This is a genomic window from Bifidobacterium sp. UTCIF-38, assembly GCF_006454495.1.
GTDB classification, from domain to species: Bacteria; Actinomycetota; Actinomycetes; order Actinomycetales; family Bifidobacteriaceae; genus Bifidobacterium; species Bifidobacterium callitrichos.
In genome coordinates this window covers 1-26,653 of the sequence record NZ_JFAL01000020.1, presented here as the reverse complement: position 1 = coordinate 26,653, position 26,653 = coordinate 1, and the positions used below count along the sequence as shown (strand labels likewise).

At 66.1% G+C, this 26,653-nt stretch carries 18 protein-coding genes; 2 read left to right on the top strand and 16 right to left on the bottom strand.

Annotated features, from left to right (window positions below; translation table 11 throughout):
• From BW11_RS07155 to BW11_RS07090, 14 genes are all read right to left on the bottom strand, one after another.
• Nucleotides 1–762 (bottom strand): pyridoxal-phosphate dependent enzyme (locus BW11_RS07155; RefSeq protein ID WP_140476354.1); only part of this gene is annotated, 762 nt, incomplete at its 3' end.
• A gap of 546 nt (nucleotides 763–1,308) precedes the next feature.
• Complete coding sequence (locus BW11_RS07150) at nucleotides 1,309–2,166, bottom strand: dipeptide/oligopeptide/nickel ABC transporter ATP-binding protein (RefSeq protein ID WP_140445194.1); 858 nt, start codon at nucleotides 2,164–2,166, stop codon at nucleotides 1,309–1,311.
• Between the two features lie 14 nt (nucleotides 2,167–2,180).
• Nucleotides 2,181–3,041 (bottom strand): ABC transporter ATP-binding protein, encoded by an 861-nt coding sequence (locus BW11_RS07145; RefSeq protein WP_140445170.1) that lies wholly within the window; start codon nucleotides 3,039–3,041, stop codon nucleotides 2,181–2,183.
• A gap of 177 nt (nucleotides 3,042–3,218) precedes the next feature.
• Entirely contained in the window at nucleotides 3,219–4,043 is an 825-nt protein-coding gene (locus tag BW11_RS07140) for an ABC transporter permease (protein WP_375137647.1), read from the bottom strand.
• Between the two features lie 53 nt (nucleotides 4,044–4,096).
• Complete coding sequence (locus BW11_RS07135) at nucleotides 4,097–5,065, bottom strand: ABC transporter permease (RefSeq protein WP_140445172.1); 969 nt, start codon at nucleotides 5,063–5,065, stop codon at nucleotides 4,097–4,099.
• Nucleotides 5,066–5,235: 170 nt separating this feature from the next.
• Nucleotides 5,236–6,936: an ABC transporter substrate-binding protein gene (locus BW11_RS07130; protein ID WP_140445173.1), complete on the bottom strand. Its 1,701-nt coding sequence runs from the start codon at nucleotides 6,934–6,936 to the stop codon at nucleotides 5,236–5,238.
• 245 nt (nucleotides 6,937–7,181) lie between these two features.
• On the bottom strand, nucleotides 7,182–7,835 hold the full coding sequence (locus BW11_RS07125) for a peptide deformylase (protein WP_140445174.1): 654 nt from the start codon (nucleotides 7,833–7,835) through the stop codon (nucleotides 7,182–7,184).
• Nucleotides 7,836–7,882: 47 nt separating this feature from the next.
• Nucleotides 7,883–9,268, bottom strand: a complete 1,386-nt coding sequence (glmM, locus tag BW11_RS07120) for a phosphoglucosamine mutase (RefSeq protein ID WP_140445175.1) — start codon at nucleotides 9,266–9,268, stop codon at nucleotides 7,883–7,885.
• A 174-nt stretch (nucleotides 9,269–9,442) separates the two neighbouring features.
• The gene (locus BW11_RS07115) at nucleotides 9,443–10,261 is read right to left on the bottom strand and encodes a sulfite exporter TauE/SafE family protein (protein WP_140445176.1); all 819 of its coding nucleotides are present in this window, start codon (nucleotides 10,259–10,261) and stop codon (nucleotides 9,443–9,445) included.
• A 437-nt stretch (nucleotides 10,262–10,698) separates the two neighbouring features.
• Entirely contained in the window at nucleotides 10,699–13,308 is a 2,610-nt protein-coding gene (gene pepN, locus BW11_RS07110) for an aminopeptidase N (RefSeq protein WP_140445177.1), read from the bottom strand.
• Between the two features lie 107 nt (nucleotides 13,309–13,415).
• Entirely contained in the window at nucleotides 13,416–15,362 is a 1,947-nt protein-coding gene (locus BW11_RS07105; protein ID WP_140445178.1) for a ribonuclease J, read from the bottom strand.
• Nucleotides 15,363–15,431: 69 nt separating this feature from the next.
• A complete protein-coding gene (dapA, locus tag BW11_RS07100; RefSeq protein ID WP_043166821.1) occupies nucleotides 15,432–16,337 on the bottom strand; it encodes a 4-hydroxy-tetrahydrodipicolinate synthase in 906 nt (301 codons plus the stop codon).
• A 118-nt stretch (nucleotides 16,338–16,455) separates the two neighbouring features.
• A complete protein-coding gene (gene dapB / locus BW11_RS07095) occupies nucleotides 16,456–17,211 on the bottom strand; it encodes a 4-hydroxy-tetrahydrodipicolinate reductase (protein WP_140445179.1) in 756 nt (251 codons plus the stop codon).
• Nucleotides 17,212–17,259: 48 nt separating this feature from the next.
• Nucleotides 17,260–20,976: a DEAD/DEAH box helicase gene (locus BW11_RS07090; protein WP_140445180.1), complete on the bottom strand. Its 3,717-nt coding sequence runs from the start codon at nucleotides 20,974–20,976 to the stop codon at nucleotides 17,260–17,262.
• Between the two features lie 195 nt (nucleotides 20,977–21,171).
• Here BW11_RS07090 and BW11_RS07085 point away from each other — a divergent pair, with 195 nt between their 5' ends.
• On the top strand, nucleotides 21,172–22,536 hold the full coding sequence (locus tag BW11_RS07085) for a phosphopantothenate--cysteine ligase family flavoprotein (RefSeq protein ID WP_140445181.1): 1,365 nt from the start codon (nucleotides 21,172–21,174) through the stop codon (nucleotides 22,534–22,536).
• Nucleotides 22,537–22,634: 98 nt separating this feature from the next.
• A complete protein-coding gene (locus BW11_RS07080; protein WP_140445182.1) occupies nucleotides 22,635–23,402 on the top strand; it encodes a type III pantothenate kinase in 768 nt (255 codons plus the stop codon).
• A gap of 9 nt (nucleotides 23,403–23,411) precedes the next feature.
• Here BW11_RS07080 and BW11_RS07075 read toward each other — a convergent pair whose 3' ends face one another.
• Both BW11_RS07075 and BW11_RS07070 read right to left on the bottom strand, forming a co-directional pair.
• A complete protein-coding gene (locus BW11_RS07075; protein WP_140445183.1) occupies nucleotides 23,412–24,839 on the bottom strand; it encodes an ABC transporter substrate-binding protein in 1,428 nt (475 codons plus the stop codon).
• Nucleotides 24,840–25,195: 356 nt separating this feature from the next.
• A complete protein-coding gene (locus BW11_RS07070; RefSeq protein ID WP_140445184.1) occupies nucleotides 25,196–26,548 on the bottom strand; it encodes a sugar ABC transporter substrate-binding protein in 1,353 nt (450 codons plus the stop codon).
• Nucleotides 26,549–26,653 lie beyond the last annotated feature (105 nt).

Here is a 26,653-nt window from a genome sequence, read left to right as displayed (position 1 = left end):
GGCGTCGTTCGCCTTGACGATCTCGTCGGGGATGGAGCGGTCGTAGGCCTTCGGGTAGAAGTCCTCGCCCACGCCCTCGATGTCGTACTGGTGCACGTCGGCGAGGCTGGGTGCGGAGTAGATCGAGCCCTCCGGGTCGGATCCGACGACGACGACGCGGCCGTCGGAGGCCTCCTTCAGATATTTGCCGGTGCCGGAGATCGTGCCGCCGGTGCCGATGCCGGCGACGAAGTGCGTGACCTTGCCGTCGGTCGCCTCCCAGATCTCGGGGCCGGTGGTCACGTAGTGGCTGGCGGGCCCGTTCGGGTTGTCGTACTGGTTGGGGCGGAATCCGCCGGGGATCGACTTGGCGAGTCGTTCGGCGACCTGGTAGTAGGAGCGCGGGTCGTCGGGGCCGGCGTCGGTGGGGGTGACGACGACTTCGGCGCCGTACGCGCGCAGCACGGCACGCTTGGATTCGGAGACCTTGTCCGGCAGGGTGAAGATCGTGCGGTAGCCGCGCTGCTGGGCGACCATCGCAAGGCCCACTCCGGTGTTGCCGGACGTGGGTTCGACGATGACGCCACCGGGCTTGAGCTCCCCGGAGCGTTCGGCCGCGTCGATGATGCGCGCGGCGATGCGGTCCTTGGACGAGCCGCCGGGGTTCATGTATTCGATCTTGACCGCGATGGTGGCGTTGACGCCCTCCTCGGCGGGGATGTGGTTGAGCTTGACGAGCGGGGTGTTGCCGATGAGCTCCGCGGTGCTGTTGGCGATGGTCATGTTCGTCTCTTTCCTTGTGGTTCGGGTGGGTTGTCGGTTGGTTGATGATGGATTGGATTGGTGGCATATGGATGTGCGATGCCGTGTCGCGGACCAACGTTCCCTGACGAAAGGAAAGTGACGAGATTGATTGCGTTCGATGCGGTGCGATCCCGTATCCGGTGATCGTATCCGGTGTTTTCCGATGATGCCGGTGTTCCGGGCCGTTCGCCGGATGCGTGATCCGTGGCCCATGTGCCCTGTTGCTCATTGGTCTGCCCCGAAGACCCGGTTATCGATACCCCCAACGTACCAATAGCCTTGTGCGACTGAAAACCGCTGCGCACGAATCGAGGTGAAATGCGGCTACGCCGCGCCCGAATGCCCTATCTCAAGTTATGCGTCACTGACCGTTCGCCCGGGGGCGTCGGTTAGCGACAACAACACGAGAAAATCTGCATGTCTCACACGATACCACCCTCATCGGCGAGGGCGTGTCGCACGGGCCCGCACCGTCCGCATCGTGGACATGGATGATACCTGTTGCCATGTCTCTCCCCGGCCGGCCTACAGCGAGGCGGCTTCGATGAGGCGGCGGGTGTAATCGGATTCGGGGGCGTCAAGGACCCGCTCGGTGGGTCCGGTCTCGATCGCCCGCCCCTCGTTGAGGACGAGGATGCGGTCGGCGATGTGCCGTACGACGCCGAGATCGTGCGAGACGATGATCAGCGCGGGGCGCTCGCCGTCCATGCCCTCGCCGGTGAGGATCGACTGGAGGGTCTCGAGGATCTGCACGCGCGCGGCCACGTCGATGGCGCTCATCGGTTCGTCGGCGAGGATCACCTTCGGCTCGTTGACGATGGCGCGGGCGATGGCGACGCGCTGCGCCTGTCCGCCGGACAGGTCGCACGGGTAGCGGTTCAGGAACATGCGCGGGTCAAGGCCGACGCGGGCCAGAGCCTGCACGGTCTTGCCGGCGACCTCGTCGAACGCGTAGCCGAGCGCCTTGCGCCGCAGCCACAGCGGTTCGGACACCGACCGTTCGACGGTCCAACGCGGGTCGAGCGACCCGTACGGGTCCTGGAAGACGATCGACGATTCGGCACGCAACGCACGCATGCCCGCCGAACCGCGTTCGACCGCGGACCCACGGTAGAGGATCTCGCCGGAGTCGGCCGTGTCGAGCCCCAGCATGATGCGCGTGAGCGTGGTCTTGCCCGATCCGGATGCGCCGATCACGGCGAGGCACTCCCCCGCATGCACCTCGGCGGACACGTCGAACAGCACCTGCCGGCGCGTTCTGTGCGCGAACAACCCCCGGTGCATGGCGCGGTCGACGAATGACGTGTCGATGTGCCGTGCGGCGAGCAGCGGCTGCGACGGTTCAGTCGACCGCGGCGTTGCCGTTGCGTCTGCGGCGTTCATAACGTTCATGGCGTTCATGACTGTGCGACTCCCCCTTCATCGGCACGCGACGTGCCGTCGGCATGCAGCGTCAGCCTGCGCGCGGCCGTGACGAGCTCGCGAGCGGGCGCCGTTTCGGGCGCGGCGAGCAGATCGGCCGTGTTCCCCGATTCGACGATACGCCCCTCGTCCAACACGTAGCAGCGTGTGGTGGCGCGCGAGAGCACGGCGAAGTCGTGGGTGATGAACAGCATCGAGGCGCCCGCGTCGTCGACGAGCGAGACAAGCAGGTCGACGATCTGACGTTGCGTGATCGAGTCGAGCGCCGTGGTGGGCTCGTCCGCGATGATGAAGCGCGGCGAGGTGATCAGCGCCGTCGCGATGCCGACGCGCTGGCGCTGTCCGCCCGACAGCTCGTGCGGCCGCTTGTTCAGCACGTCGTCGGACAATCCGACCTTGCCGAGCATCATCCTGACACGTTCATCACGTTCCGCAGCCGTGAGGTCGTAGTGCAACCGCAGTGGCAGTGCGATCTGCCGCGCGACGGTCATCACCGGGTTCAGCGCCCGCGCCGGGTTCTGGAACACCGTCCCCACATACCGCCCGCGCAGGTCGGCCAGCGTCCGCTCGTCTGCATAGGAGGCCGGAGCCGAGTCGCCGCCATTACCCTCGCCACTCGCACTCCCAAGGATCTCCGCATCCCCCATCGAAATCCCGCCGCACAGCGAAGCGCCCTGTGGCAACAACCCCAGCAAGGCCTTGGCGATCATCGATTTGCCCGACCCGGACGCCCCGATCAGCCCGACGCGCTCCCCATCGCCAACCTCGAGATCCACTCCATGCACGATCTCAACGCCGCCCAAGGCAACCCGCAGTCCACGGACAGAAACACTCATCGAACACCTCCCCGAGGCACAAGCAGCAAACGCGACGAACACCCCCAACGGAGGGGTGAGGCGGGTGACGCCGTACCGGACCGTAGGCTTGGCCGAGCGGCCTTGAGCGTGTCCGGTACGGCGTCAGCCGTCTCACCCCGGCCGTAACGAGAACGAATCAAACCGACGACCATCGCACTAAGCCTCCCGCAGCAGAGGATTGGCGACCGGATCGCCCGCATCGCGCAGGGCGTCGCCGAACAGGTTCAACGCGATGACGACGAGCGTGACCACCAACCCCGGCCACAGCACCGTCAGCGGAAACACGTTGATGAGCTTGACCGATGTGGAGAGCGAATGCCCCCAGCTGGGCACGCCCGCGCCGACGCCGACGCCGAGATACGTAAGCCCCGCTTCGGCCAGCACCGAGGTCCCGGCGGACATCGACAGCTGCACCGCCAGCACCGGCGTGATGTTCGGCACGATGTGCTGCACGAGCACGCGCAAGCCGCCCGCCCCGTTCGCCCGCGCCGATTCGACATACTGCGACCGCGCGGCGAGCAGGGCCGCGGGCCGGGCCACGCGCGCGAGGTTCAGTCCGTAGGCGATCGAGCATGCGCCGACGACGACCGCGGCGGACGCGCCGAACGGCACGGCGAGCAGGAGGGCGATGAGCACGGTCGGAATGGAGATGAGCGCGTCGACGACGGCGACCGACACGGAGGCGAGCGCCGTGGATCGGGCTACCATGAGGCCGACGAGCAGCAGTCCCAGCGCGGCGGAGCCGATCACGGTGAGGCCGGCGATCACGAGGTTGGTGCGCGAGCCGGCCATGAGCCAGCTCAGCACGTCGGCGCCGGTGCCGTCGGTGCCGAGCCAATGGTCGGCGGACGGCGCGGCCCAGACGTGGTAGCCGTCGGTGGCAAGCAGCGGGAGCGGCGTCCAGAACAGCGAGACGAGCGCGACGAACAGCCAGAGGGCGAGCACGACGAGCGCGTAGCGTCCGGTGCCGCTCGACCACATGGTGCCAAGGATGACACGAGCGCGGCGCGCCGGAGTCCGTTTGGTCACGGCCATCACTCCTCCTCTCCCGCGGCAAGTCGCGGATCGAGCGCCCGATGCGTCAGGTCGACGATCAGTCCCAGAATCAGGAAGAACGCGGCGAGCAGGAACAGCTCGCTTTGCACGGCCACGAGATCGCGGTTGCCGACGTCGCCGACAAGCAGCGCGCCGAGCCCGGGCAGGGCGAACAGGTTCTCGATGACCATGACGCCGGTGATCATCGACGCGAACGTCAATCCCACGACGGAGACGAGCTGCGGGGTCGCGAGGCGCAGTCCCACCTGGAGCATCGCCTGTGTGCGGGTCATGCCGCAGGCCATCGCCATATCGACCGGACCGCCGTCCGAGGCGATGTCGTCGAGCGCGGAACGCGTGTAGCGCATGATGCCGGCCGCCGCGACGAAGCCAGTGGCGAGCGCAGGCAGGATCAGCGAGGCGAACGCGCGGACGGGATCGCCCGACCAGCCATCGGCGGGGAATCCCTGCGAGGGGAACAGGCCGATCAATCCGACGCCGCGGCCGAACAGCAGGAGCAGCAGCAGGCCGCTCCACAGGGCGGGCACCGCGCCGCCGGCGATGGCGAGGACGTGGAGGAACCCGCGCAGTCGTGGCGAGCGGGCGATGGACGCGGCGCAGCCGAGCGGCAGGCCGACGGCGAGCGCGACGACGAGGCTCATGACGATGAGCGGGAACGTGATGGCTGCGCGGCGGACGACCTGCGCGGCGACGGCCCGTCCGGTCAGTGCGGACATGCCGAGATCGCCGTGCAGCAGTCCGCCCGCCCAGTCGAGGTACTGGACGATGTAGGGCCGGTCGAGCCCGAACTCTGCGCGCAGTTCGGCCACGCGTGAGGCGGAGGCGTTGGTGCCGGCCATGACGACGGCCACGTCGCCCGGCAGGATGCGCAGCGCCGCGAACACGAGCACCGACACCCCGACCAGCGCCGCCGCAAACAGCAGCAGCCGCTTCACCAAGAACCGCATAAGGATTCCTTTCGCTAACGCAACATGCTCGTCGGAAGTGAGCGGGAGATGACGATTTCCCGTTCAGGACCGTAGGACTTGGCCGAGCGGCCCGGAGCGTGTCCGGAATGGGGAATCGCCGTCTCCCGTGACCACCGCACTACTCGGTACCGATCAAAGGTAAGACGTCGTCACTTCACTGGCGTGTAGGTGACCTGCCACAACGGCAGCACGGTCTGGGAGAGGTTCTCCGGATAGCCGGAGACGCCCTTGGCGTAGGCCTGAGTCACCCTCCAGCTGAACAGCCAGTCGGCGGGCGCATCCTCGGAGACGATCTTCGCGGCCTGGGCGAGGTACTTGGAGGCCTCGTCGTCGGAGGTCGCGGCGAGCGCCTTCGCGTAGAGGTCCTGCACCTCTTTGGAGTCGTAGTGGTAGTAGTAGCTCGGCGTGGCCCACTTGTAGAAGTCGTGGCTTTCGGCGTGGTCGACGAGCGAGAGGTCGTAGTCGCCGTTGGTGTGCACGTCCTGCAGCCAGGTGGAGAATTCAACGTAGTTGATCTTCAGGTCGATGCCGATGGGCTTCAACTGGCTCTTCAACTGGTCGCCGAGTTCGGTGCCGTACACGTTCGCGTAGGTGAGGGTGAGCTGCAGCGGCTTGGATTCGGAGTAGCCCGCCTCGGCCATGAGCTGCTTGGCCTTGGCCTCGTCGTGCGGGTACAGGTCGGTCAGATCCTCGTAGCCGGGGTCGACCTTGGGGATCGGACCGCCGAGCGGGGAGTCGACGCCGCCGCGGGAGGCGATGATCTGCTGGTGGTCGATGCCGTAGCGGATGGCCTGACGCACGCGCTTGTCGGCAAGCTTCGGATTGGTCATGTTGAAGGCGAGGACGAACTTGTCGGAGCCGTCGCCCTCCTTGACCACGTAGTTGGAGTCCTTGCGGAACGGTTCGGCGAGGGTGGCGGTGATCGGCGAGAGCACCTGCACGTCGCCGCTCTTGAGCGCGTTGATACCGGCGTTGTCATCGGGCAGGAAGCGGATGACGACGTTCTCGGTCTTCGCCTTGTGTTCGGTTCCCCAGTACTTCGGGTTGGCCTTGAACACGATCTTGTCGCTCGGGTCGAACGAGGAGACGGTGTACGGTCCGGAGCCGAGGGCGCCGGTCTTCTCGTCCCACGTGCCGTCCTTGTCGTAGACGAGTCCGGGGCGGCCCGTCAGATACCATAGCATGTTGGAGTCGGGCGCGGAGAGGGTGATCTTCACGGTCTTCGAGTCGACGGCCTCGGCCTTGTCGAGGTTCTTGACCTGATCGTAGTTGTAGTACTTGTTCGCCTTGAGCTCGTTGATGGACCAGGCGACGTCGTCGGCGTCGAGCGCGTCGCCGTTGGAGAAGGTCATGTGCTCGTTCAGGTGGAACGTGTAGGTCAGGCCGTCGTCGGAGATCTCCCAGCTCTTGGCGAGTCCGGGGTGGACCTTGTTGTCGGAGCCGCGCGAGACGAGGCTCTCGTACACATTGCCGATGAGGATCTGCTCGAGCGCGGATCCGGACTGATGTCGGATGTCGAGGTTGACGGGCGCGAGCTTCAGGCCGATGGAGACGGTGTCGGCCTGCTTGGCCGCGGCGGTGCCGCCTGTGCTCGCCGAACCGTTCCCGCCGTTCTGCTTGTTGGTGAAGAACGCGTTGACGCCGACGACGAGCGCGCTGACGACGATGACCGCGATCAGCGACCACAGCCACCACTTCGGATTCCTGCCATTGCCGCTGCGGCCGGCGCGATTGCCGCCTTTGGGGGTCTTCGCGCGGGCGTTGAGGCTCGCGTCGGTGCTTGCCGTACTGGTACTGGTCGTGGTACTGGTTGCGCCGGCTTCGCCGTGCACACCATTGTTCTGGGACATGTTCTCTCCCTGTTCGGCTCGTTCGGGCATGCTTGCGCGTCCCCGGATCGATGCCGATTCATATGTGGTTATGAGTTTGATTATGTGCGGTTGACCGCCCGTGGAAGGGTCGATCACCGGGTGCCATTATAGACCCACCAGCGAGCATCCTCATCGATCACGAAACAACGAAGGCCAGCCCTCGATGGGCTGGCCTGTTGCAGTGTACGGCTTTTGTCTCTCCCCCACCCGGCGGAGCCGGTGGCTTACAGCTCGAAGCCAAGTTCCTCGGCGGCTTCGGTGGGGACCGGATCCTCGGCCCAGAAGTCCTCGAGGTTCTCGTTGGTGGCAAGGGAGCGGATCTCCGCCTTGTCGATGTACAGTTCGCCGCTCAGGTGGTCGGTCTCGTGCTGGAAGATGCGGGCCGGCCAGCCGTGCAGACGTTCCTTGTGGTGCTTGCCGTCCTCGTCGTCCCATTCGGCGTCGACGTCGAGCCAGCGCCTGCGCACGGCCTGATAGCCGTCGAAGCTCAGGCACCCTTCGTAGAAGCTGGCGGTCTTCTCCCCCACCGGCGTGTACTTCGGGTTGATGATCACGTGGAACGGGAATTCGGCGATCTCGCGAGGATCATCCTCGTCGTCGCGCACATGGTCCTCGACGACGGCGAGCGCGAGCCCCAGGCCGATCTGCGTGGCGGCGAGGCCGACTCCCGGCGCTTCGAGCATGGTGGTGCGCATCGTGTCGATGAGCTTGGCGAGCGTGTGCTTGGACAGCTGGCCGTCGTAGGCGGCGGTTTGCTGGCGCAGCACCGGCTCGCCGGCCTGTACGATCGGCAGGATCTTCTCCTTGCCGCCGGATTTGATGAGCTGTTCGACGTCTCGGTTGAGCTCGATGTCGACCTTCGTGTTCTTCCCGAACATGTGGCTGGGTTCCTCCGTGGGATTCCGTGTGATTCGTGGGTTGGGGCTTACAGGGCGAGCTCGTCGGCGACGACCTTGGCGAGGCGCGCGCACACCTCGTCGGCCTGCTCCTGCGTGGCGGCCTCGGCCATGACGCGCACGAGCGGCTCGGTGCCGGAGGGGCGCAGCAGCACGCGGCCGGTGTCGCCGAGGAGCTTCGACTCCTTCTCGACGGCGGCCTGCACCTTGGCGTTGGTGGTGGCGGCCATCTTGTCGACGTTCGGCACGTTGACGAGGGTCTGCGGCAGCTGCGGGAAGTCGGCGGCGATCTGCTTCAAGCTCTTGCCGGAGCGGACGACCTCGTTGCACAGGGTCAGTGCGGTCAGAGTGCCGTCGCCGGTGGTGGCGAACTCGCGGTTGATGACGTGACCGGACTGCTCGCCGCCCAGCGTGTAGCCGCCGCGCAGCATCTCCTCGAGCACGTAGCGGTCGCCGACCGCGGTCTGCACGGTCTTGATGCCCATGTCCTTCAGGGCGAGCTTGAGCCCCAAATTGCTCATCACGGTGACGACGAGCGTGTTGTCGGCGAGCTTGCCGGCCTCCTTCTTGGCGCGTGCGAGAATGCCCATGATCTGATCGCCGTTGACCATATTGCCGTCCTCGTCCACGGCGAGGCAGCGGTCGGCGTCGCCGTCGAACGCGACGCCCATCACCGCATCGGTGGCCTTGACCATGGCCTGCAGCTGCTCGGGGTGGGTGGAGCCGGCGTGCTTGTTGATGTTGTAGCCGTCCGGGGAGGCGTTGATGACCATGACCTCGGCGCCGGCGCGGCGCAGCGCCTCGGGGGCAACGACGGAGGTGGCGCCGTTGGCGCAGTCGGCCACGATCTTCAAGCCCTTCAGGGGCTTGGGCTGGGTCTTGTCCGGGTTGATCGGGGCGATGGTGGAGACCAGGTGATCGATGTACAGGTTGGTGGCGGTCACGGTGTCGTGGCTGACACGGCCGACGCCGGCGCCGGTGGGACGATCCCAGTCCTGGCCGAGCACTGCCTCGATCTCGTCCTCCTTGGCGTCGGGCAGCTTGAAGCCGCCGCGTGCGAAGAACTTGATGCCGTTGTCGGGCATCGGGTTGTGGGAGGCGGAGATCACGGCGCCCATCTCGACGTTGAGCACGGAGGTCAGGTAGGCGACGCCCGGCGTCGGGATGATGCCCGCGTCGATCACGTCGAAGCCGCCGGCGGACATGCCCGCGGCCAGTGCGGAGGCGAGGAAGTCGCCGGACACGCGCGTGTCACGACCGACGAGGGCACGGCGGCGGCCCTCCGGCTGGTTGTCCTGCGTTCCCGCGTCACCGAGCACGCGCACGGCGGCATCGCCCAGATCGAGCGCGAGACGCGCGGTCAGATCACGATTCGCGAGACCTCGAACACCATCGGTTCCAAACATCTTCGGCATAGTTGCTCAACATCCTTATCATCGATCGATCGAAGACGACGCGTCCGCCCTCACTGAGCCGGACGACGCAACGCCCCGTTACCGACCACCATGGTAATCGGCGCGTCACGCGAACGCACGCCGACACGGAATAATGTCCGATTCGGCCACATTCGCGCATATCCGAGCGCCCCGTCACCGGTACGTTTTCAGAGCGAGGTCGACGGTGAGGATGACGCCGGCGATGACAGCCGCCCAACGCATCGCGTTCGCGGGGATGCGGCGTGTGATGGGCGGGGCGATGCAGCCGCCGACGAAGCAGCCGACGCACAGCATGATCGCGGCCGGCCAGTCGACCGCTCCCCTCGCGATGAACACGACGGACGCGGTGATGTTCGCGCCCGTGCCGATCAGGGTCTTCAGCGCGTTGATCCTGTGGAACGGGCCGATGTCCGCGGCGTCGAGCACGGCGAGCGAGACCGTGCCCGCGCCGGCGCCGAAATAGCCGGAATACACGGCGACGCCTGCGGTGGCGGGCCATACCCACCACGCGTCGCGATTCATCGGCTGCACCGGCCGTTCAGCCGATCCCGTCAGCTGCGCGACCGCGGTTTTCGCGGCCGCCCGGGCCTGTATGCGTCCGCGCGGGTTGAACGCGATGAGGAGTGAGGAGAACAGGATCAGTGCCGGCGCGGCGAACTCGAACACCTTCTCGTCGAGTTCGAGCAGCAGGAACGCACCGGCGACACCGCCGAGCGCACCGATGACCATGTAGACCGCGACGCGCGCCGCCTGTCCCTTGAGTTCGCGCTGCGCCCCGACCACTCCGCCGATGCCGGTGCCGATCACGCCGACCGTGTTCGAGGCGTTGGCGAGGACCGGAGGGATGCCGAGCGCAAGCAATGCGGGATACGATACAAGCGACGAGGCGCCCACCGCATACCCGACGAATCCGGCGCCGATGCCGGCAAACATGATCAGCAGCAACGTGACGATCGAGAATCCCGCGACCATACCACAACATCCTTCCGGTCAGGGGGATCGACGGTCTATCCGGTCCGGGATATCCACCCCATTGCCGGCTCGATTCCTAACGTTTTCCTAACGGTCGTGAGTGAGAATACCCCGATTCCAGCGGCCTGTGACGGTTCTCTTGCCATGTGGACGGATTCACCGTACGTTCCCGGTGGCCATAGGCAAGCCGGCCCCGTTCGGCGTACGCTGACTGCCGCTCACCGTACGTCGAACGGGGCCATCACGCACAGACCCCCCGAAATCGTACGGCCACTCGAGGTGAGCATACGATTTCGGGGGGTCAGATCCCTATCGCCACGGGGGACGCACGCTGGCGGGATCTCAGCGTACGTTCCACGTGGCGACCCATTCCATGGTCATCGAGAACGTACGCCGAGTGCCGGGCACGCCAAGCGCATCAACGGATCGTCAACGGGTCACAGGGATTCGTTGTACTTACGGACCTTGAGGGTGCGCTTCGAGGAGTACACGTTCTCCAGAATGATGCGGCGCAGGGCCGCGTCGGCGTCCTCGTGGCCGGCCAGCCAGGATTCGCCGAGCGAAACCAGCTCGGCCGGATCGGCGTAGCCCGGGTAGAGGCCCTCGAGCAGCGCCTCGGCCATGTGGAAGGTCTTGTTCTTCCAGATCCAGTCGACGGTCTCGAAGTACTTGGCGGCATACGGGGCGGCCAGATCGGGGCGCGGGGTCGCGGCGAATCCGCGGGCCACGGCCTCAAGCTGGCTGTTGGTCAGATCGGCGTTGTTGAGCGCCTGATCCCACGCCCACGCCTTCGCTTCGGCGGTGCCCTTGACGGCGCGCGCACCGTAGGCGAACTCGCGGTTCTCCGTGGTCTCCTTCTTCTTGAGCTGGGCGTCGATATCGGCGTCGTCGTACTCGTTGACGGAGGCGAGGGCGTTGACGATCGTCCACGTGAAGTTGTTGTCGATCTCGAGGCCTTCGAGGCTCACGGAGCCGTCGAGCAGGCCGCGGGCGTTGGCAGCGAACGCGGCATCGCCCTCCTCGCCGTATCCGAGGTAGGCGGTGGCGAGCTGGAACTGGCTGTCGGAGCCGGCTTCGGCCGCACCCGCCAGCTTCCACAGTTCGGCGGCCACGTGCTTCAGCACCTCGTCACGGCGGTCGGCGGCCACGTAGTGGTGCGCGGTGGTGGACATGCAGGCCAGCGCGTAGCGGAACGTGGTGGACTCGGTCTCGCTGGCGAGCAGGCGCAGCGTCAGGTCGACGAAGCGCTCGGCCGGGAACTCGCCGTCGCGGGTCATGTCCCAGAAGGCCAGCCAGATCACGGCGCGGGCGAGCGCGTCGTCGAAGTCGGGCAGACGCTGCTCGGCGAATGCCAGCGAGTTGGCGTCGAAGCGGATCTTCGTATAGGTCAGGTCCTCGTCGTTGACGAGCAGCAGGGCCGGGCGCGGCTTGCCGGCGGCCGCCGTGACGGCGGTGCTCTCGCCGTCCACGTCGAGCTCGAGACGGTCGGTGCGCACGATGCGGCCGGTCTTCCCGTCCTCGTTGTAGAAGCCGAGGGCAAGGCGGTGCGGGCGCAGGACCGGATGGTCGGCGGGCGCGCTCTGGACGAGCGAGAGCGAGGCGATGGTGCCGTCGCCGTTCTCCTCGAGCTCCGGCGTGATCGTGTTGATGCCGGATTCCTCGAGCCACTTGGCGCTCCACGCCTTGAGATCACGGCCGGAGGTGAGCTCCAGCTCGGCGAGCAGGTCGCCCAGCGTCGCGTTGGAGTACGCGTGCTTGTTGAGGTAGTTGTGGATGCCCTGGAAGAACCTCTCACGGCCCACGTAGAACACGAGCTGCTTCAACACGGAGGCGCCCTTGGCGTAGGTGATGCCGTCGAAGTTCACGTACGTGTCGTTGAGATCGTTGATCGGAGCGACGATCGGATGCGTGGTGGGCAGCTGGTCCTGCCTCAATGCCCAGCTCTTCTCGCCGGAGCAGAACGTGGCCCACGCGTCGTGCCATTCGGTGGCCTCGGCGGTGGCGAGCGTGGAGGTGAACTCGGCGAAGGACTCGTTGAGCCACAGGTCGTTCCACCACTTCATCGTCACGTAGTCGCCGAACCACATGTGGGCGAGCTCGTGCAGGACGGTGACGACGCGGCGCTCGGCCAGGGCGTCGGTCACCTTGGACTCGAAGACGTAGGAGTCGCGGATCGTGACCATGCCGATGTTCTCCATCGCGCCCGCGTTGTACTCGGGCACGTAGATCTGATCGAACTTGGCGTACGGGTAGGGCACGCCCCACGTCTTGGCGTAGAACGCGAAGCCCTTCTTGGTGATGTCGAACAGATAGTCGACGTCCTTGGCGAAGGCGTCGGCGACGGCCTGACGGCAGTACTGGGCCATCGGGATCGTGCGGCCGTCCTCGTTGCGGTACTCGGTGTGCCATTCGGCGTACGGGCCGGCGCAGATGGCGGTCAGGTAGGAGCTCATCACCGGAGTCGGGTCGAAGGACCACAGGCGCGTGGTCTCGGCCGGCTTGGCCTCGAGCGTGCCCTCGGCGGTCAGACGGTCGTCGTCCTCGACGGACGCAGCCGGCATGTTGGAGGTGACGATCCAGCTCTTCGGGGCGAGCACCTTGAAGTCGAAGGTGGCCTTGAGGTCGGGCTGGTCGAACACGGCGTACACGCGGCGGGCGTCCGGCACCTCGAACTGGGAGTAGAGGTACACGTTGCCGTCGGACGGGTCGACGGAGCGGTGCAGGCCCTCGCCGGTGTTGGAGTAGCGGCACAGCGCCTTGACCGAGACCTCGTTCTTGGTCTTCAGGCCGGTCAGCTCGATGCGGTTGTCGACGAAGACCTCGGACGGGTCGAGCCTCTGGCCGTTGAGGACGATCTCGCTCACCTCGTCGGCGATCAGGTCGAGGAAGGTGGACGAGCCCGGCTGCGCGTTGAAGCAGATCAGGACGTCCGAACCGAAGGTCTTCGCTCCGACGGTCAGATCGAGGTTCACATGGTAGTGGATGGGCGCTTCGACGACGGCCTTGCGGGCCTCGGCCTCAATGCGGGTCAGATTCGCTCCGGGCATGTATTGCTCCTTATACATGAACAAGGCTCCCCCTTGGAAAGGAGGGGGAGCTGGTTTTTACGTGGAATGGTTGAAGGATGGGACTCGGCGTCTACGACTCTTGACGACTACTGGGCGTCGACGTCGGTGGCGATGTCGGCCACGACCGGCACGATCATCGGCTTGCGCTTGAGCTGGCGGGCGATCCATCCGCCGAGCGTGCGGCGCATGATCTGCTGCAGCTTGTACGTGTCGGTGGTGCCCTGCATCATCGCGTCGTTGAGCTGCTCGACGATCTGGTGACGGACCTTGTCGAACTCGCTCTCGTCCTCGGCCACGGCGTTCAGGTAGATCTTCGGGCCGGAGACCACGTCGCGCGCATCGGTGTCGACCACGACGAACGCGGAGACGAAGCCCTCGGTGCCGAGGATGCGGCGCTTCTCGAGCTCCTCGTCGGTCAGCTCGCCGACCGAATCACCGTCGACGTACACGTAGCCGCACGGGACGGAGCCGACGACCGCGGCCTTGCCGTGGTAGAGGTCGACGACGTCGCCGTCCTCGGCGAGGACCACGTTCTGCGGGTCCACGCCGGTCTTGACGGCCAGCAGGCCGTTGGCCACGAGGTGGCGGTTCTCGCCGTGGATCGGCATCGCGCACTTGGGCTTGACGATGTTGTACATGTACAGCAGCTCGCCCTCGTTGCAGTGGCCGGACACGTGCACGGCCGCGTTGTCGCGGTTGACGACCTTGGCGCCGAGCTGCACGAGCTTGTTGATGACCTTGTAGACGCCATGCTCGTTGCCCGGGATCAGGGAGCTGGCGAGGATGACGGTGTCGAACTCGTTGATGTGGATGTCGCGGTGGTTGCCGTCGGCGATGCGGCCGAGGGCGGCCATCGGCTCGCCCTGCGAACCGGTGCACATGTAGACGAGCTTGTCGTCCTGGATGTCGTTGGCCTGCTTCAGGTCCACGACGGTGCCCTCCGGGATGTGCAGGTATCCGAGGTCGGCTGCGATGGACATGTTGCGCACCATCGAACGGCCGACGAAGACGACCTTGCGTCCGTACTTGTGGGCGGTGTCGACGACCTGCTGCACGCGGTGGACGTGGCTGGAGAAGCTCGCGACGATGATCTTGCGGGTGGCCTGCGCGAACGCCTGGTCGAGCGCCGGACCGATGGAGGTCTCCGGCTTGACGAAGCCCGGCACCTCGGCGTTCGTGGAATCCATCATGAGCAGATCCACGCCCTTCTCGCCGATCTTGCCGAACTCGACCAGATCGGTGATCTTGTGGTCGAGCGGCAGCTGGTCGAGCTTGATGTCGCCGGTGTCGATGAGGGAGCCGGCCGGGGTCTTCACGTGCACGGCGAGCGCATCGGGGATGGAGTGGGTGACGGTGACGAACTCGAGCTCGAAGGGGCCGACCTTGAGCTTGTCGCGGCCCTGGACCTCCACCTTGGTGGGGTTCTGGTGATGTTCCTTGCACTTCGCGTCGACGAAGGCGAGGGTGAGCTTGGAGCCGATCAGCGGGATGTCCGGACGGAGCTTCAACAGGTACGGCACACCGCCGATGTGATCCTCGTGGCCGTGCGTCAGCACCAGCGCCTCGACCTGGTCGAGTCGGTCCTTGATGTAGCTGAAATCGGGCAGGATGAGGTCGACGCCCGGCTGCTCCTCCTCCGGGAAGAGCACGCCGCAGTCGATGAGCAGCAGGTGACCGTTGTATTCGATCACGTTCATGTTGCGGCCGATTTCGCCCAGACCGCCGAGCGGCGTGATGCGCATCGAGCCCTTGCGGTACTTCGGCGGGGCGATGAGCACCGCATCCTGCTGGGGTGCGGTGGCCTGCGTGCCGACATTCTGGCGGCGGGAGCGGGACGCGCCGGAGGCGCCACGCGAACGGCTGCCGTTGGAACGGCTCCTGCCTCGCGTGTTGGAGGAGGAACGGCCGGACGTACGTGCGGCGGAGGTGCGGCCCGAAGCCGCGCGGCCGGCGCCGCGGCGGCGGGAACCGGAGGATTTCCTGGCGCCCTTGGCGGCGCCTTCATTGGTATTGCTGGTTTGTTCTTGTGCCATGACTTTCTTGTATTTCCTGTATGTACTTCGGTGCCTCCGCGCTCTCGCGGAGGCGACGTGTGGAGCGCCTTACAGCAGTCCGGCCGCGTGCATGCCGGCCCTGGCCTTCTCGATCTGGGCCTCGTCCGGTCCGATGTTCGGCAGACGCATGGTGGTGGAGTCGAGGATGCCGCGCACCTTGAGCGCGGCCTTGGCCATGACGGCCTGATAGCCGTCGCCGTTCAAGGCGTGAACCAGCGGGGCGAGCTGGTTGGCGAGGCGCTGGGCCTCGTGGATGTCGCCGCGGTCGAACGCCTCGACGAGCTGGCGCATCGGGTGGGCCGCCGCATGCGCGATGACGGAGATGATGCCCACCGCGCCGATGGACAGGAACGGCAGGAACAGGCCGTCGTCGCCCGAGTACCAGGCGAGTCCGGTGCGCTGCTGCTTCTCGACGGCCGCTGCGAGGTCGCCGGTGGCGTCCTTGACCGCCACGACGTGTTCGAGCGCCGCGAGACGGTCGTAGGTCTCGACCTTGACCTTCAGTCCGGTGCGACCGGGCACGTCGTAGACGATGATCGGCTTGTCGGTGCTCTCATCGACGGCCCTATAGTGGCCGACGACGCCGTCCTGCGAGGGGCGGGAGTAGTACGGCATGACGACGAGCACCGCATCGGCGCCCGCCTCCTGGGTCTGTTCGACCATGCGCACGGTGTGCGCGGTGTCGTTGGAACCGGCGCCGGAGATCACCGGCACGTCCACGACCTCCTTGACCGCACGGACGAGATCGACCTTCTCCTCCATGTGGGTGACGGGCGATTCGCCGGTGGTACCGTTGACCACCAGGCCATCGGCCCCGTCCGCGACCAACTGTTTGGCGAGTTTCTGCGCCGCCTCGTAGTCGACCTCGCCGTTGGACTTCATGGGGGTGATCATGGCGGGAAGGATGCGCCCGAACGGGGCAGGATTCAGCAGATGCATATCGCTCTCAGTCATATCGCTTACCGTACTTCGCGTTGTGGACGCCTATTGTTAACTCTCGACGTCGTCGCCCGGACGACGTGACGTCGGCCTTGCGGCCCCGTGGCCTTGCGTCTCTACAGGCCCGCAGGACTCACAGGTCGAGGAAGTTGTCGAGACCGACGGTCAGCCCGGCGGGGGCGTCGGAGGCCACCTTGCGCACGGCGAGCAGCACGCCGGGCATGAAGGAGCCGCGGTCGAAGCTGTCGGCGCGGATCACGAGCTGCTCGCCGGCGTTGCCGAAGAGCACCTCCTCGTGCGCGTTGAGGCCGCGCAGGCGCACGGCGTGCACGTGGATGCCGTCGACGACCTGGCCGCGCGAGCCGCCGTCGGTCTGGGTGTTGTCCGGAACCGGGCCGAGGCCGGCTGCCCTGCGTGCGGAGGCGATGCCCTGCGCGGTGTGGATGGCGGTGCCGGAGGGGGCGTCCACCTTGTTCGGATGATGCATCTCGATGATCTCCACGGATTCGAAATACCTCGCGGCCTGCGTGGCGAAGTGGTCGGCGAGGACGGCGGAGATCGCGAAGTTCGGCGCGATGAACACCTTCTGGCTCTCGGGCCTCGGACCGGCGGCGATGGCTCCACGCACCTGATCGAGCTTCTCCTCGGTCCAGCCGGTGGTGCCGACGACCACGTCGACGCCCTGAGCGATGAGGGCGAGCACGTTCGTCAGGCTCACGGCCGGCACGGTGAACTCGACGACCACGTCGGTGTTCTCCGGCGTGATGGCGGTCAGGTCGTCGCCCGCGTCAAGCGCCAGCGCCAGCTGCATGCCGTCCGCTTCGCTGACCGCCTCGACGACGTGCGATCCCATGCGTCCCTTGGCTCCAACAACCGAAACCCTGATCATGCCTGCATTCCTCCTGTTCGGATGTCCGTTTCCTTTTTCCCGAGACTATCATCCGAGCAGCCCCAGAAGATCGTCGCGGCTGAGTGTGGAGATCGTCGCCGGCGCGGCCGCGGCGAGTGCCTCGGCGTCGGTGAACCGGCGCGCCAGCTCGCTTTTGCTGTGCTGCAGTTCGAGGATCCGCTCCTCGATGGTGTCCTTGGCGACGATCCGGTACACGTCCACGTCCCGACGCTGTCCGATGCGATGGGCGCGATCGGTGGCCTGATCCTGCGCGGCGGCGTTCCACCATGGGTCGGCGTGGATGACGACGCTCGCGCCCACGAGGTTCAGTCCCGTGTTGCCCGCCTTCAGGGAGATGAGGAAGACCGGAGTGTCGTCCGCGTTGAAGCGGTCGACCAGCTCGAGCCGCCTGCGCTTCGGGGTCGAACCGGTGATCGTGTAGTAGGCGACGTCGTCCCGGTCGAGACGGGCGGCGATCAGGTCCAGGAAGCTCGTGAACTGGGAGAAGACGAGCGCCTTCTTGCCTTCGGACATGCAGCTGGAGATGAGCTCCTCGATGGCGGCGAGCTTGGCGGAATGGTCCTTCGCGTTCGCGTAGAGCAGACGCGGATCGCAGCAGATCTGCCGCAGCTTCATGAGTTCGGCGAGGATCTGGATCTTGGAGGTGTTGAAGTCGGCGTCCGCGCTGTGTTCGAGCTGCTGGCGCAGACGCTGCTCGTGCGCGGCGTACAGTCTGCGCTGCTCGCCCTCCAGCTGCACGGTGACGGTGGTTTCAATCTTGTCCGGCAGATCGGTGAGGACCTGCGCCTTGAGACGGCGCTTGATGAACACGCCGACGAGCGCCTGCAGACGGTGCGCGACCCGCTCCCCTTCCGGGTTGACCTCGGCGGCGGCGCGGCCCTCGGCCGTGGATCGGTCGGCGGCACGCGCGTTGGAGATCGGCAGTTCGTAGCGTTCGTGGAATCGCCGGTAGGAGCCGAGGAGCCCCGGCATGAGGAAGTCGAAGATGCTCCACAGTTCGCTCAGACGGTTCTCGATGGGCGTGCCGGTCAGGGCGAAGCGATGCTCGGCGTCGATCGCCTTGACGGCCTTGGCGATCTTCGTGGTGTGGTTCTTGATGACCTGCGCCTCGTCGAGCGCCATCACGTCGAAGCGCACATCCCCGTAGTCGTCGACGTCGCGGCGCAGCAGATCATACGAGGTGATGAGTACGACGTCCCTGCCGACGCACCGCGCGATGGCGTCGCGACGCTCGGCCTTCGTGCCGGCGACGGCCACGACGTCGACCCCGGGCGCGAACTTGGAGAATTCCGCCACCCAGTTGTAGACGAGCGATGCCGGGCACACGATGAGCGAGGGCGCGGGTTTGGCTGCGTCGGAGGCGTCGGAGGCGGTGTCGGCGGCGGCGGTGTCGGCGTGCACGTCCGACAGCGAAAGCAGCAGGGCGATCAGCTGCACGGACTTGCCCAGACCCATCTCGTCGGCGAGGATGCCGCCGAATCCCTTGTCATACAAGGTGCGCAGCCACCTGAACCCCTCCACCTGATAGGGGCGCAGCACATGGGCGAGCTCGTCCGGCACCGCATAACGGGTGGGATCGATGGTCTTCAGCTCGTCCACGTAGCGCATGAACGACGGCTCCTTGCGCACGCCCTCGCCTGCGAGCTCCCCGTCAAGCAGGAACGCCTGCATGCCGGGCAGGGTGACTGGTCCGTCGTCGAGCTCCGATTCGTCGAGATCGAGGTCGGCGGCGACCCTGTCGAGCGCATCGAGCTTCGCACCGCGCAGGTCGACGAACGTGCCGTCCTTCAACCGGTGGAAACGCTGTCTGCGGCGGTATGAGGCGAGGAGCGCACCCACCTCGTCGGGCGGCACCTCGTCGGCGATCGGCGAGATCTCCACGAGATTCGACCTGATCGCGAGCCCCACGGTCACGCTCGGCGGCTTCGGCGCGAGCAGACGGTCGAAGGCGGGCGTCGTGAACACCCTGCCCATCGCGCGCAGGGCGGGCAGGCCCTCGTCGAACAGGGCGATGATGCGCATGGTCTCGTCTCGTCCGATGAACGCCGGGTCCGCGGGCGAGGGAATCTCGAAGTAGGTGCGCACCAGGTCGAGCATCGCGCGTTCGGCGGCGAAATCGTGTCCGGCGCCGACCATCGGCGTCGCGCCGGCGATGAAGTCTCCCCCGTGCTGGGGCACGATCGTCGTCTCGCGATCACCGTAGCGGGCCTTCGCCACGCAGGTGATGCCCTTGTCGTCGCGGTCGAGGTAGAACTCGGGCTCGCATTCGACGGGGCGCAGAAGTTCGATCTCGCGTGGCACGTCCCCGGCGCTCATCAGGCCCGCGTCGACGAGGCAGGGCATCAGCGTGCGCGCGAACAGCGGCGCGTCGTCGAACGCGACGATCTCGCCGTTCGGATCCTCGCCGCAGACCACGGGAAGCAGGTCGGCGAACCGCTCGAGCGGCTTCGGACAGCGGACGAACCGGTATCCGACGGCGCTGATGCGCATGGTGGAATGCGCCCGGCTCGTCAGCATGGTATTGCGCAGCGCACGGCGACCATGCGCGTCGGCGGGTGGCATGAGCAGCCATACGCCGTCGTCCCCGGCGATCGTCGTCTCAATCGGAGGACGCCCGTGCAACGCGTAGCCGTCGACGCCGCCATCGCCGTTGAGGCGGGTCATCGAGACGACGGGCATCGCGTCCGGGCCCTCGCCGTTGACCGGCACATAGACCGGAGACCGGTTGAACCATTCGTCGAGCACCAGTCCGATGCGCGTGTTGTCGGAGCCGGCGGCATCGGGGGCGGCGGCCACGATGTCGAGCAGTCGCGCGGTCTCCGATTCGGCGAGCGGCAGATGCCGGTCGATGCGCACCGATCCCAGAGCGCCATATCGCACATCCTGCAGGTCGACGGCCCGACGCACGTCCTCGATGCGGTTCAGGAAGCCGAGCATCGCGCGCGAACGCGAGTCGAGCATCGCCGGCGTATGCGTGAACGCGAGCTTCTGCCCGTAGGCGCGGTAGCTCGACAGCCGCATGTCGTCAAGCAGGGTGGAGATCGATTTGAGCACGTACATGGCGCCTTCGACGCCGATGCGGAACTCAACGCTCCACCGCCCGTCGAGATAGCTCAGGATGGGAGCGAGCATGACCGAACCGGGGACGACCTTCGGTTGCGACGCACGGCCGCGCCCGTCCGACGTACCGGCGTTGATCATCGATTCACGGCGTCTGGCGCGACGAGCCTGATCATCCTGCTCATCGAGCTGCTGCATCGCCGCGAGCAGCCGACGCGACGACGAGATGGACTGCGGCGCTCCGAAACCGTCGAAACGATCCGGATCGTTGATGAACGCGATCACGAGGGCCGCCATATGCTTGCAGATATCGTAGCCGCGCGCGTATGCGGGACAGGTGCATCCGCCGCCGCTGATCTCGCCGGTGTCGGTGTTGAAGTAGACATTGACCGTATACCTGCTGGACGGGCTGGACGTGCCTCTGATCCGCCCGGTTATGGTCGCCGATCCGGTGCGCGCGTCCAACGTGTAGTCGAGGGAATCCATCATCGAGACGGCGTAGTCCGCGATCGAGCGGGCGCGGGCGAGCACGGCCGGCGAGGTGTCGTGCCGCAGCGACGTGTACAGCGGCAATCCCACCGCACCGCCTCGCGGCGCTTCGAACGAGGGGCCGGACATGGCGGGATCGCCGTCGTCGAAACCGTCGGGGGATCCCGACACGCGGCCGAATACGCTCAAACCCATTGCATCCCCTTCCCGCCATGGTCCTTTCCATTCCGCCACGGTCCGTCATCGCCATTGTAGTGACGACTTGCCACCGCCTACGTGACCTCGCGGCTATACTGGGGCATCGGCGCCGACGGAAGGTCCGCGGCGACCGGCCATGCACGGAGGCATCGGCACACGCGTACCCGGCGAAAACCGGGGCGGGAGGCGGTTATGGCACATATTCTTCTGGGGGTCACCGGCAGTATCGCCGCGTTCAAGTCCTGTCATCTGGCATCCGACTGGACGAAGGCCGGGCACACGGTCCGCGTGATCGAGACGGCCGCGGCCGAACGGTTCGTCACCCCCTTAACATTCACGTCGCTGACCGGCGAGCGCACGCGCACGACGATGTTCCCCTCCCCCGCCGCCGGTGACGCCCTTGGCGACGTGGTCGCCAATCCGGCCACGCGCGAGACGATCAACCATGTGCGCGACGCCGAATGGACGGACATGCTCGTCGTGGCGCCGGCGAGCGCGGATGCGATCGCCCGCATCGCCGCTGGCATGGCCGACGACACGCTCACCGCCACGGTCCTCGCCTACGAGGGGCCGAAGGCGTTATGTCCGGCGATGAACGTGCATATGTACGCCAATCCCGTCACGCAGCGCAATCTCGACGTCTGCCGATCGCTCGGATGGACCGTCGTCGAGCCGGGCGAGGGGGAGCTTGCGTGCGGCGACGTGGGCCGCGGGCGCATGGCCGAACCGGAAGAGATCGAGCGGGCGGTCGCCGGACTGCTGCCCGACGGGGATGCGGCGGTCGTGGCAGACGCATCGGACGAGACTACCGGTACGCCCGATGCGTCGGACACCGTCGACGAATTCTCCGACTCGATCGCTTCGCAGCCGCTCAGGGGTCTTACCGTGCTGGTCACGGCGGGGCCCACGCAGGAGCCGCTCGATCCGGTGCGCTACCTGACGAACCATTCGACCGGCAAGATGGGGTACGCGATCGCCGAGGCGGCCGCCGAGCTGGGTGCGAAGGTCACGCTCGTCTCCGGACCGGTCTCGCTTGAGCCCCCGCAGGGTGTCGACGTGGTGCGGGTCACCACGGCCGAGGACATGTTCGAGGCGGTGTCGGAGGCGTTCGCCGCGGCGGACATCACGGTGATGGCCGCGGCCGTGGGCGACTTCCGCGTCGAGCGGATCGCCCAGCAGAAGATCAAGAAGGACGGACGCGATTCGATCACCCTCAAGCTCGTGTCGAATCCTGACATCCTCGCATGGGCCGGCGGACGCAAGCGCGACGACGGATCGCAGATCCTGTGCGGCTTCGCGATGGAGACGGAGCATCTGATCGCCAACGCGGCGAAAAAGCTCGCGGCGAAGCACTGCGACATGCTGGTGGCGAACAATCTGCGCGAGGAGGGCGCCGGCTTCGCGACGGACACGAACGTCGTGACCGTGCTGACCCCCGGCACGAGCGATCCGAAGACCCCGCAGATCGAACACTGGAACAAGATGGACAAGACCGTACTGGCCAAGCGGCTGATGCTGCGGCTCGCCGCCATGCACCGTCAGTCGGACGCGGCATAGCGCGTCTGGCGGCTCGGCGGCTCATAGGCACGGCTTACGGGAACACATCACAATACACACTCAATACCTCAATACACACGCGACACAAGGAGCAACCCATGCTAATGGCGGTCGATATCGGCAACACGAACATCGTGATCGGTTTTCTGGAGGACGGACGCATCGTCGGCACGTACCGCATCACCACGAAGGCGACGCACACGTCCGACGAGTACGGTCTCATGATCACGCAGTTCCTGGAGCTCAGGGGCTATACGGCGCGCGACGTGGACGACGTGATCGTCTGCTCGGTGGTGCCGAAGGTCATGTACTCGTTCCGCTCGTCGATCATCAAGTTCCTCGGTTTCGAGCCTATGGTGGTCGGCCCGGGCATCAAGACCGGCATGAACATCCGTCTCGACGATCCGAAGACCCTGGGTTCGGACTGCATCGCGGACTGCGCCGGCGCCTACCACACGTACGGCGGTCCGGTGCTCGTAGCCGATTTCGGCACGGCGACGACGTTCAACTACGTGGATGCGACCGGCACGATCGTCTCCGGGTACATCACGACCGGCATCCGCACCGGCGCCGAGGCACTGTGGGGGCAGACCGCGCAGCTGCCCGAGGTGGAGATCACGCGTCCGAAGTCGATTCTCGCGACGAACACGCGCACGGCCATGCAGGCGGGCCTGTACTACACGTTCCTCGGCGGCGTGGAGTACACGATCGCCCAGTTCCGCAAGGAGATCGGCGAGCCGTTCCAGGTGATCGCGACCGGAGGCCTCGGCCGCGTGTTCCAGAACGACACCGACATGATCGACGTGTACGATCCGGATCTGATCTTCAAGGGCATGGCGTACATCTACTCGCGCAACGTGCGGTGACGATACGCGTCAGCGGATCGTGAAGCCCTGGTTGACGCCGTACTCCTTCAGGTCCGCCTGCCATGCGGCGATGCCCGATGAGAGACTCACCTTCGGGGTGGGCCGCTCGATCGGCTTGAACGCATTGCCGTCCGCGTCGGTCATGCCGGCCTTGATGTCCCGCTGACGCTTCAGATACGACTGCCAGGCGCTGCCCCACTTGTACGCCTTACCGACGGTGGAGCGGAAGTCGCTGCGCGCGTACACCTCGAAGGGCAGATACTGGTATCCGACCGACACGTTCTCGGCCGCGTCGGCGAGCACTCGGTTGAACTGCTGCCCGCCGAAGTAGGGGATGTCGATGCCGTTCGTGTTGCGGATCGTGGTCTTGTCAAGGAACGTCTCGCTGGAGAGCGTCTCCAGATCGGCGGGGAACGCGCCGCCGTCGACACGCGTGTCGATGCCGTCGCGACTATGCGTGACGTAGTCGACGAACCGGTAGGCCGCCCGCGGCTTGCGTGTGGATTGGAGCACGGCCATCGCCGATCCGCCGTTCTCGGCGTTGGTCGTCCGACCGTCGGTCGTGGGCATCGGCGCCACCCGCCACAGGCCCGCGGTGCCGAGCGCATTGGCCATCAGCATCGACGGCATCCACGCGCCGGAGAACACGGAGGCGACGGTTCCGGTGCTCAGTGCCCGCTTCCAGCCGTTCGACCAGGTGGTGCTCCGGGTGTCGATCAGTCCCTCGTCGATCATCCGCTGCCAGAACTTCGTGAACCTCCTCGTGCCCTCGTCGCCGTCAAGGGAGATGGTGACGGTCTTGCCGTCGGGGCTGGTGTGGAACGGCTCGCCGCCGGCAAGCCAGATCATCGCCGCATAGAAGCTGGCGTCGCCCGAATCGGCGGCGATGTACACGCCGATGTCCTTGAGCTTCTTCGCCGCCTCGTAGTAGTCGTCCCATGTCCTGATCCGCGAGGCGTCGACGCCGACCTGATCGAAGACGTCCTTGTTGTAGAAGAACGCCATCGGGCCGGAATCCATCGGCAGGCCGTACACGCGTCCCGCCAGCTGCACGCTCGACCACGTGCCAGGCGAGTAGAAGTTCGCGTAGTCGTCGCCTACGTAGTCGGAGATGTCGAGCAGCTGGCCGGAGACCGCGTACTGCAGCAGCGCGAAGTATTCGATCTGCGCCACGTCGGGCATGCCGTAGCCGTCCTGGATCGCGGTGTTGAGGTTCTCGTAGCCGGAGATGTTCTTCAGATCGACGACCACGTCGGGGTTGTCGCGCTCGAAGTCGTCGACCACCTCGCCCATGTTCGGCTCCCAGCTCCACACGGTGATGTGGGTGCGCGTGTCGGCCGCCTGACCGCAGGAGGCGAGCGAAACCGTCATGACGAGTGCCGTCAGCGCGGCGGCGATGCGTCTGAAACCCCCGTTGAAGCCGATTCTCAAACCCATGTGCCGAGTCTCCCTACGCATTCGTGATGTCATCTCGTCGCCCGCTGTCGCCCGTGCCGTACTCCCCTGTCGCGAGGAACGGACGGCAGGCGCAATGGTCACGAGTGTACTCGTCCTCCTGTGACGAGAGCGTGTGAAGCCGTACGACGACGCCGCACGACGATTTGGCGGACACCAAACACCCGGACACCGATGCGTGCGTAAGAGGCCGCCGGACGGCACGAAGGCCCCGCCGCACAATGCGACGGAGCCTTCGTGTGATTGGTTATTGCGGTTTGCGGGACATCGCCCTTCCGGGCGAAGCTGCTATCATCCGGCCAGCTGGCGGCCGATCGGATGATCGGATAGCCGGGCGATCACTTGACGGTGAAGCCCTGATCCTTGCCGTAGTCCTGCAGGGCCTTCTGCCAGGCGGCCACGCCGTCGGCCAGCTTCTGGTCGCCGGTGTAGGACTTGCCGACGTAGTCGCCGAAGATGGTGCGGGCCTTGACCTCGAAGGGCAGGAACTGGTATCCGGTGGACACGTTCTCCGCGGCCTGGGCCAGAACCTCGTTGTACTTCTGTCCGCCGAAGTAGTCGACGTCCTCGCCGTCGGCGTTCTTCACCGTGGTCGCGTTCTTGAAGGAATCGGCTTCCATGGAGGCCTTGTCGGCCGGGAAGGCGCCGCCGGCCACACGGGTGGCCACGCCATCGCCGTGGTTCGCGTACTCGATGAACTTGTACGCGGCGTCAGCCTTCTTGGAGCTGGCGAGCACGGCCAGCGAGGAGCCGCCGTTCTCGGCGTTGGTGGCGGAGCCGTCAGCGGTCGGCATCTGGGCGACGCGCCACTTGCCGGCGCCCGCGGCAGCGGAGTTCGCGAGGTTGGCCGGCATCCAGGCGCCGGTCAGCAGGGAGGCGATGGTGCCGTCGACCATGCCCTTGAACCAGTCCTCGGACCAGCCGGCGGTCTTGGTGTCGAGCAGACCCTCGTCGAGCATCTTCTGCCAGTAGGTGTTGAACTTCTGGACGTTCTCGTCGCCGGTGAGGTTGATGGTCACCTCGGAGCCGTCGGACGAGGTCTTGAACGGCTGTCCGCCGGCGAGCCAGGTCATCGAGTCGTAGAAGCCGGCGTCACCGGTGTCGGAGGTGATGTAGTAGTTGTCACCGAGGGCGTGGATCTTCTTGGCGGCCTCGTAGTAGTCGTCCCACGTCTTGATCTGGGTGGCGTCGACGCCGGCCTTGTCGAAGACCTCCTTGTTGTAGAAGAAGGCCATCGGACCGGAGTCCATCGGCAGGCCGTAGACCTTGCCGGCGAACTGCACGGAGGCCCACGGGCCGGGGGTGTAGAAGTCCTCGTAGCCGGAGGTCTTGTCGGTGATGTCGAGCAGGTTGCCCTTGATGGCGTACTGCGGGATCGCGTAGTACTCGACCTGGGCGACGTCCGGGGCGCCGGAGCCTGCCTCGATGGCGTTGTCCAGCTGCGTGTACTCCTTGGTGTTGGTGCCGACGTTCTTCAAGTCGACCTTGATGCCGGTCTCCTTTTCGAAGTCCTTGGCGACCTGGGTCAGCGTGGGCTCCCAAGCCCACACGGTGATCTCCTGGACGTCCTTCTCCTGAGCCGGCTGGCTGCTGCTGTTCGAGTTGCTGTCGGAACCGCACGCGGCGACGCTGACGAGCATGGCGATCGCACCGGTGAGCGCGACGGCCTTCTTGGCGTTGGTGAACTTCATCGTCCTGATTGCTCCTTCCTTCAGTCGCCATTCGACGACTGTCGATGTTTCCCGCAACCACGGTCCCATCACGTTCTTCCTCGTAGTGATGCTATCGAAAACAAT